General features: G+C 48.6%; 9 protein-coding genes and 1 pseudogene. 4 read left to right on the forward strand and 6 right to left on the reverse strand.

All coding sequences use genetic code 11. From position 1 onward, the window contains the following. The first annotated feature begins 104 nt into the window (after nucleotides 1–104). The 4 genes and pseudogenes from CV944_RS17210 to CV944_RS15720 all read left to right on the forward strand — a co-directional run bounded on the left by CV944_RS17210 (nucleotide 105) and on the right by CV944_RS15720 (nucleotide 2,009). A complete protein-coding gene (locus CV944_RS17210; RefSeq protein WP_083509297.1) occupies nucleotides 105–266 on the forward strand; it encodes an IS3 family transposase in 162 nt (53 codons plus the stop codon). Nucleotides 267–456: 190 nt separating this feature from the next. Next, nucleotides 457–723 (forward strand): annotated as a pseudogene (locus CV944_RS15710) (Type 1 glutamine amidotransferase-like domain-containing protein); the annotation flags it as partial. A gap of 30 nt (nucleotides 724–753) precedes the next feature. Continuing rightward, nucleotides 754–1,506 carry a nucleoside phosphorylase gene (locus tag CV944_RS15715; RefSeq protein ID WP_227140044.1) on the forward strand — a complete coding sequence of 251 codons (753 nt, stop codon included), beginning with the start codon at nucleotides 754–756 and terminating at the stop codon, nucleotides 1,504–1,506. 263 nt (nucleotides 1,507–1,769) lie between these two features. Beyond that, complete coding sequence (locus CV944_RS15720; protein ID WP_233205034.1) at nucleotides 1,770–2,009, forward strand: GNAT family N-acetyltransferase; 240 nt, start codon at nucleotides 1,770–1,772, stop codon at nucleotides 2,007–2,009. A 10-nt stretch (nucleotides 2,010–2,019) separates the two neighbouring features. Here the strand turns inward: CV944_RS15720 and CV944_RS15725 are convergent, their stop codons facing one another. The 6 genes from CV944_RS15725 to CV944_RS15755 all read right to left on the reverse strand — a co-directional run bounded on the left by CV944_RS15725 (nucleotide 2,020) and on the right by CV944_RS15755 (nucleotide 8,194). Continuing rightward, on the reverse strand, nucleotides 2,020–2,613 hold the full coding sequence (locus tag CV944_RS15725) for a tyrosine-type recombinase/integrase (protein WP_233205042.1): 594 nt from the start codon (nucleotides 2,611–2,613) through the stop codon (nucleotides 2,020–2,022). Between the two features lie 700 nt (nucleotides 2,614–3,313). Next, complete coding sequence (locus tag CV944_RS15735) at nucleotides 3,314–3,508, reverse strand: hypothetical protein (protein WP_033010936.1); 195 nt, start codon at nucleotides 3,506–3,508, stop codon at nucleotides 3,314–3,316. Nucleotides 3,509–3,763: 255 nt separating this feature from the next. Beyond that, entirely contained in the window at nucleotides 3,764–5,002 is a 1,239-nt protein-coding gene (locus tag CV944_RS15740; RefSeq protein WP_033014133.1) for a DHH family phosphoesterase, read from the reverse strand. A gap of 17 nt (nucleotides 5,003–5,019) precedes the next feature. Next, on the reverse strand, nucleotides 5,020–6,930 hold the full coding sequence (locus tag CV944_RS15745) for a nitric oxide reductase activation protein NorD (protein WP_100664509.1): 1,911 nt from the start codon (nucleotides 6,928–6,930) through the stop codon (nucleotides 5,020–5,022). 9 nt (nucleotides 6,931–6,939) lie between these two features. Continuing rightward, nucleotides 6,940–7,815: an ATP-binding protein gene (locus CV944_RS15750; protein WP_094238688.1), complete on the reverse strand. Its 876-nt coding sequence runs from the start codon at nucleotides 7,813–7,815 to the stop codon at nucleotides 6,940–6,942. 130 nt (nucleotides 7,816–7,945) lie between these two features. Continuing rightward, the gene (locus CV944_RS15755) at nucleotides 7,946–8,194 is read right to left on the reverse strand and encodes a YkuS family protein (RefSeq protein WP_100664510.1); all 249 of its coding nucleotides are present in this window, start codon (nucleotides 8,192–8,194) and stop codon (nucleotides 7,946–7,948) included. Between the last annotated feature and the right edge of the window lie 253 nt (nucleotides 8,195–8,447).

Genomic DNA, 8,447 nt, shown 5'->3' on the forward strand with positions numbered 1-8,447 from the left:
GCTCGTCTTCCCATCCTTTGGCGCCAAATGGCGGGGAGAATGGCCTCCAAAATTCGACATGTGGGAAGTCTATGCCCCATTAATTCACCGGCCTTCTAGGGAGAATGGTGTTTGATCGCTATGAAGAGGCTTATCAAGCTGTGGTGGAGTATATGCGATTTTATAACGAACGGAGGATTCATTCAAGCATTCTCGATCTTCCGCCGCATGAATTTTACAAAAAAGCGCAAACGGAAGCGTTAATAATTAAAGAAATTCGAGTATAAGGCAAGAGGGATTTGATCTTTCTTGCCAAGAAAAAATGAGAAATTTTAAGAATAACCTAAAATAAGATAGGATGTGTCCAAAATTAGGGGGTCAATCCGCCATAAAAGTGATTCTTTTTAATTCGTTAATCGAGCGAAAGCAACCGTGTTGATATTCATAATGGGGAAAGGTGCTTGAAATGACAAGTTTTCTCATTTATCTTTATTTAAACCGCCAACAAGAGATTTAGAGGGGTTTATACTGGAGAAGGATATTATATATGTTGGTGGGGGAAATACAAGAAACTGATTAGTTTTATGGAAAGAGTGGGGTTTAGATAATATTTTGAGAAAAGCTTGGAACTAAGGGATTGTTTTAGCTGGCGTTAGTGCTGGTTCTATATGTTGGTTCGAGGAAGGCGTCACAGATTCATTTGGAGAGGGATTAGAACCAATTAAATGCTTAGGTTTTTTTAAGTTTTTCTGAGGACAAATTAATATCTAGGGAGTGATAATCTTGAAATTATACGGTGAATTTACAAAGAAAGATTGGCTAAAAGCATTTAATATAGAAGAAAAGGATGTTCCAAAGTCATTTATTATTCATGGTGCTTGGGAACATGAAAAAAACCTAACGATATGGAAAGATAAGATTGTTAAGGATATATGGACACCTCATTGGAATTCAATTATAGGGAAATTAAATAATCAAAGAATCGGATTTGCTAATGTATTTGGAGGTCCAAGTGCTGCAGTAATATGTCATCAATTTGCATCTCTTGGAACCGATATTTTCATTCAGACGGGATACTTTGGTGGTCTATCTCATGATGTACAGTTTGGTGATATTTTAATTGTAACCGCTGCTGAAATGGCAGATGGTGTTTCACATTGGTATCTACCAGACCAACAAACAGTACAATCTGATAGAGAACTTATAGAGACAGCAATTAACTTTTGTGAAGACAGGGGATATAGTTATGTAACAGGAACCGTCTTTACAACGGGTGCAATCATGGTAGAAACAAGTGAAATGGTTCAAAAATGGGCTAAAAGTGGTCATATAGGGGTTGATATGGAAACAGCTACAACTCTAGCTGTTGCGAGGAAGTTTAATAAAAAAGCAATTGGACTACTCAATCTTTCTGACCATATTATAAAAAGAGATACATTCTATTCGCCTAATAAAAGACGAGATGAGATAAAGGAAAAAACTGATGAAAAGATAAGAGAACTCGCATTATATCTATCAAGATTATAAAATCTTTTATTCCACTAAGATGCCAAGAGACATGGGAGGGTTCGTCATCATCAGCGATGCAGAGATCCACGGTGCATCCCATACGCTTCCCCTACTACAACCAAATTTAACCAGTAGTGGCCGCGAAGTGTACCCACCCAATGTAAGATATACATATATTTAAGAAATAATGTTAGGAACTTTGTCGAAAAATATTTTTTGACACCCCTGAAACGGCTACAACCGTTGATATATCAACATTTATAGAGGGAGGGATTTTTCATATGAACATTCGCCGCTTTCGCAAAGAGGATTGGCTGCAAGTGAAGGAGATTTACGAGCAAGGAATTGCGACAGGACAAGCAACGTTTGAAACGACAGCACCATCGTTCGAAAAATGGGAATCGACCATTGCTGCAAATTTATGTTTAGTCGCTGAAGACGAAGAAGGTATTCAAGGCTGGTGTAAGATAAGTAAAGTATCGGATCGCTGCGTGTATGAAGGGGTGGGAGAGGTTATTTAGGGCTTGAATCTCATCGTGGAGAACAACAAATTAATGGGACAACCATAGGATGAGGGGGGAGTAAGCGCTCTTTTTTTCCTTTCCCATATATACGTATCGTGTTGTTAGATAAATCAATTTGTTCCCAAGTTAGTTCAACAATTTCAGATCTTCGCATACCCGTAGTGGCTAACAGTTTAAACAGAAGATGGTTTCGCATCGCCATTCGGCTATTATCTTGCTCCAAAAAATGAAACAGCTTTCGGAGTTCAGACAAAGACATATAAGTCGGTAATTTACTATCCGTTTTAGGAGTATCAATTCCGATCATAAAATCGTTGTCGATTAGATTTTCTTTGACACAGTATTTACTGAACGATTTCAAGCAAGAAATTCTCCGATAGATCGTTCTAGGTTTGACATTTTCTTTTGTAATCTGATGCTGGATGAATCGACGAACATGTGTTTTTGTAATGTCATTAAGTTGTACAGAATAACCATGTTGGATTAAGAAGTTCTCGAAACATCTCAAATCATACGCATAACCATCAACGGTGTTAAGTGAATAGTTTTTTTCAATTTGCAAGTACAAAAGAAATTCATCAATGGCTTGTCGAAACAACATAAAAAACACCTCCAGCTGATAATCAACGACCGATGATAATCGGTAAAAAAACAATGATAATTCGTTTAAAAGATGATAATTCGTAGACACAAAAAATTATGAGGAACTTAGGATAACAAGTTCCGGATAATTGATTTTATGGGCACTTGAGGGAAGAAACCCTCCATTTGTGCAGAAATTAGCTAGTAGACATAATATAAATTATAGGAAGTTATATTCAGTTTTGTCTCAATAAAAAGTAATCTTTTGATAGTGAGACGAAAAGCAAAAAAACAACGACATCCGTCATGAATGAGCGCTTTTGCAGCATACGCATGCAGCGGACATATTTGGCTGCTAAGCTCCTCGCCACCTGGAAATCCGTTATAGGTATAAAGGAGTGCGCGATGATGAGATGCGGGCTCGTCCATATTTGTTGTGTCATACCAAAAAATCAAGAGTCGTCGCCGATTTGGTTTTTGCGCCGTTCCTAGCTTGTGCCCGAGCAGTATGTGTTTCACCGCAATCATTTTCCGCATCCGTCTCGCCTTCCTGATCGTTTGACAGTGGCTGGGCTTGTCCCTTTCTCCTGCCGAGTTGAAAGGCAAATAAAATAACGTGCAGTGTTCCCGAGTGGTTCATGAAACACTGCACGTTACCCGCTGCGTGTCGATTGTCGCAGGAAAGGCATGCTCCCATCCTTTCTTTTTAACTTTCAACGTTATGCAATGTCGGTGTGGCGATAGCGGACGCCTTTATATCGCACGCGAACCGGCATGCCTTTCTCTTGTTTGTACCTGATGAGCAGCCGTCGAGCTTTCGAAAAGGCTTCCATCATCCCGGATGCCGGAATCGCCTCATCCCAGACAGACGTTCTTCCTTGGTCTGTGTAAAAGGAAAAGACGTACTGTTTCACCCTCTTCACCTCCCTATATACTTATTATAATCAGAGACTGTTTTTCCTAAACACAAAAACTGTTACAATTATGTTAACATTTTCTGTGCCGCGGCACTATGAAAAAATGGCCGGCGGAATGGGCCGCCGTGTCACGTTCTTTTTTTGATCTATGGAGCTCCTTTCAGTATGTTCGTTGTCACCGCCGGAATCAGCCTGCCGCCATGCTGCAAAGCCAGCGGGCTCTCTCTTGTCGCCGCAAAGAAAACCGGCACCTTATTCGATGCCGGTTTGATGTTTGTATTGTTTGACAGCCGACGGATAGTCGGCTTGGATGGCGTCTTTGTCCCGCCCGAGCCGCACGCTTAAAAACTCTAGCACAGCGGCGTCGTATGCGAGCCCTGCCGCAAACTGCCGCTTTAACCATCGCTCGCCCGCGGCTTCATCGGGAAAGGTGCGAGCCTCTCCCCCGTCGGCATACCATGTCCATCCCTGTTCCGTCTGGCGGCTTAACCACCACTGGCCCTGATGATTCGTCCAAAACACGCCTTCTGCCTCTTCCCGCTTGTTCAGTTGGTTTTGTTCCGCATCGCCATAAACAGGCGCAAGCGGGAACGTCTCGATGACAAACAGCGGAAAGGTCGTGTCATCCACAAAGCAACCCGATGCCTTCGGGTGGCCGCCGCCGCCAAACTGCTTCGCGAATTCGGCGACGTTGACATTGTCATGGATGGTGCGAAACCCGATATGTTTTGTCCCGAGATTGACTAGGGCGATCAAATCTAGGTGCGGATGCCGTTTGGATAAGGCGTTGCCAAGCTCCGACAGATGGCGTTCAGCGAACACGACGCCGATGCAGTAATCGCCGATCCAGCGCTGAACGAGCTGCTTTTGCTTCTGTCGGATGTAGCGTTGAATTTTCTTTTCTTCCATATCCAGAAGCAACTCTTCCGTCTCCGTCAAGGCGAACGCCTCCCCGGAGGCGAGCCGCTCGCTCATCGTCTCCCAAAAGCCGTCGAGCCCGAGAATGGTGAACAAATCGTTGAGCCGCTTCGCTTGCAAATTCCCATTTTCTTCCCATTCCCACGTGTCGTACTGGCGGACGAGCTCGACAAACGCATCCAACGTTTCGTTAGGCGCCAGTTTTCCTTCGCGGACGAGGTAATCGTAAAAGAGCGAGGTTGCACATGTTTTTTTGCCGTCTTCCCGTTCGGGCGCGACCCATCCCCATGGATAGCTGTTGAAATGAAGCGCGGTCACGTGGTGGTCGATGACTTGCACATGGCCGCCGCGCTTGGCCCGCTCGGCGAGCTGCTGCTCCACCTCCTGGCCGACGGCTAGGTCGGTGATAAACAGCATGGCGCCATTCGCTTCCTCGCTTTGCAAGAACTGGCTGACCCGTTCATCCAAGTTCCGGTACGAGCAAAACGAAATGTTCACCTCGGCAAACGCCAGCTTGGCGAGCAATCCGCAGCCGATGCCGTCTAAATCGCTGTCGGTAAATAGTTTGATCATCGATTCCCATCCTTTTGTTACAAGCTTTTTTGCAGCCACGTTTTCAAAAGCGGAAGCAGTCGGTCGGGCAGCTCGCTCACTTGTGGAACGAAAACGCGAAAGCGGCCGTAAATGTTTTCAATCGTCCGCCGCGTCGATTCGTCATCCGCCCCGCGGCCTAAAAAAAGGTTGACAACCTCAATGCCGCGCCGCCGCGCTTCGGCCACCGCTTCATGCGTGTCGATAATGCCGTTTTGTTCGTAGCCATAGGCGGCCGGTTCCCCGTCAGAAAAGATGAGCAACACTTTTTGCGTTTCTGGGCGGCGGAGAAGTTGCTCAGTCATCCAGCGGATCGCCAGCCCGTCGCGGTTGTCTTCGTGGGGCTCAAGCTGCATGATCGCCGGGCCGCTTGATGGGTCCAACGACTCGCGGAACGAAACAGCCACTTGCAAGTAATTCGGCTGTCTGGCCGCGGTTGCCTCGTTGGCGTCTTCCCAAAACCCGACGATCTGGTGCGGCACACGCAACGTTTGAAGCACGTTGTGGCAGAGAACGAGCCCCGTTTTCGTTTCATCCATTTTATCGTGCATCGACGCCGAGCAGTCGACGAGCAGGCCGAACGCTGCGTTGAACCGCCGCGCTGGCTCGCCTTTTTTGTAAAACAGGCGCGGCCGCTCGTCGGTAAAAAACGGTATGAGCTGTTTGCGCAGCCGTCCGGCCGGCAAGTTCGTGCGCCACGTGCTGCGCTGGTGTTCGAGCCATTGCTCCATCACGCGCACAAGCCGCTTCCGGTATGGCGCGGCCGCCGCCTGTTTGCTGCGGTATTCGTCCCGTTCGTCACGACTTGGCGGCGGGGAAGAAAAAACAATGATGGCTGCCTGGCGGTTCGCTTCCCCATATGGAGCACCGCCTCCGGCTGGTCGATGTTCCTGGGATGCGGCCGCCGCCTCGAGGCCGTATTCGTTTCGCTTCGCCGGCCGGGACGTTCCTTGGACAATGGCGAGCGCCTGGTCGCCATCGTCCCCCGGCCTCGCCCCGTCGCCAAGCATGCCAGTGCGGGTGCCGCGTTCCAACTCAAAGCGGAGAAAATTCCCATTCGGCCGGCTTGTTTCCCGGTGCCACGTCGACAGCACTTCCTGGTGCGCTTTGCCGTTTGACGGATTTTCCGCTGCATCGCGGTTTTCCAACGGATCGACCCGCTTCAAATCGCGAACCGTCACCTTCGGTTCATCGTCCCCGTCATCGACAAATGGAAGCGAGGTGTAAGCGTTCACCATGTCACCGGCAAGCGCCTCTTCCATCAATGCGACGATGGCTAACGCCCAGCGGGCCGTATCCGCGGTGGACATCGCGTCAAACCATTGCGGCCACAGCGCGTCAAGGCGCGCCTGCACCGTTTCATCCGCCATCGGAGCGAGCGGAACGTCATCAAGCGGCGAGTCGGCGGTCAGCCGCAAATACATCGCCGCCAAAAATTGATCGGCGGCGGCGCCGCGGGTTTGGTTTGCCTGCCATTGCTGGGTGAAGTAGCGACGGTAAAGGCGGCGGCGCGTGCGAAACCAACGTTTCACCCCGGGCCGTTCCCGCTCGCAGAGGGCCTCAACACGAAGATCCTCAGCCAACGAAAACAGCTGTTTCGCCAGTTTCGGCCATGGGTGCGCTTCGGCTGCTTGCCGAAATGCGCGGACCGCCGCTAGGTCCGTATGCCGCCGCGTGCCGATGACGCGCAAGGCGACATCGCTTTTCATCGCCGTTTCTTTCTCCTTTGGCGGATACACATCCCAAAACTGACTGACGTACACCGTTGGCTTAACCGGATGCATCCCGGAATGGGCGGCGAACTCGACCGTCATGTCAGGACGGCGGGCGAGCGTTCGGGCGAGATCGGCGAGCTGCATCACCAAAAACGGATCAATCGGCCGATCGTTGAATATCATAAACCGTTCCATGGCCGCCTCCTACTCGTCAAACCATGTTTCCGCGATATTGCGCACCGCCGCCCGCTCCCGTTCATCGTCGAGCTTGTCGATGATGCTTCGTTCAATGGCGCGCAGCGGCGGGATATGCACCGCCAGATCGCACGCATCGAGCAAGGCGCGTACGGAAGCCGCTTCTTCTGCCACTTGCCCGTTTCGCACCTGCGCCAGCAAGTCGGCTGACAAGGCGACGAAACGGTTGATCAACGTATCGTCTGTTAATGTAGTTTGTGCCATGATGACCGATTTTAACGTCTCCCCTTGCACATATGGGACATCGATGACGACGAAGCGGTTTTTTAACGCTTCATTGAGCGGCACGGTGCCGATATAACCTTCGTTGATCGCCGCAATGACGCCAAACGTCGGCTTCGCCTCGACGACCTCGCCAGTGAGCGGATTGGTGAGGCGGCGCCGATAGTCAAGCACGCTGTTTAAGATTGGCAGCGTCTCAGGTTTGGCCATATTGATTTCATCAATGTATAGCAAATGCCCCTTCTCCATCGCCCGGATGACCGGGCCGGGCACATACTCGATCACCGCTTGGCCGTCGCGGTGCACGATCGTTTTAAACCCAAGCAGCGCCTCGGCATCAAGGTCCACAGAGCAGTTGATGCTGTGCATCGGCTGCCCGAACAAGGCGGACAACGTTTCCGCCAGCCGCGTTTTCCCCGATCCGGTTGGACCTTTTAACAGTACGTTTTTTCCAAGCGCCAGGGCGATGGCCGCATCGTGAACGATCGCTTCGTCTTCCGCCGTATACCCGCCGGAGCCGATCAGCGCGTGATCTGGATCATGGCGGAATAACGATTTTCGTGTTTCCATTTCCCTTATGACAACCTGTGGCCATGTCAACATCCTACGTCTTCCTCTCTGTTGCCGTGTCCTTCTCCCATTCTACTAAATCGTTCGGTGGGATGCAAAACAAACAGAATTCACCACCCGTGGTGCTAGTTGAGCGCTAAAGCTCAACTAGCACCACGGGTTATTAGCTATATTTTATTTTTTCTTCAACTTGCTGACATACTTCCTCAGCTGATAAACCTTTAGCTTCAATCACTAACCCTTGAGTTACCACATCCTGCATGCCCATTATATTGGAATCTAAACCAGTGACCACACAGCAATCGCACTCGTTTGCATCGTTTTCTCCTTTTAAAGGAACAACTTCATACCCTCTTTGGCGTAATGCTTCTTGGACGTTGGTCAAAGATTGTTCAACACCAATTCTTGCCATGTACAACACCTTCTCTATACTTTAAGGTTACCAATTTTTGTAAAAGTATTCGAGTATTGGATGATGTTTATTTTAGCCCAGACAAATTGAAAATCTTATGGGAAGAAAGGGAGGGAGAATCTTATTTATTTTTTATCGTAACCATATTAGTTTGGTAACTATTCAGCCACATCATAAAGTGAGCTGAATATTTTTTGCTTTTCCTGTCCATGATGTGAATATTGATAGACAAGGAGGTGAATCGCATGTTGAC

The sequence above is a fragment of the Geobacillus sp. WSUCF-018B genome (assembly GCF_002809985.1).
Lineage (GTDB): Bacteria > Bacillota > Bacilli > Bacillales > Anoxybacillaceae > Geobacillus > Geobacillus thermophilus.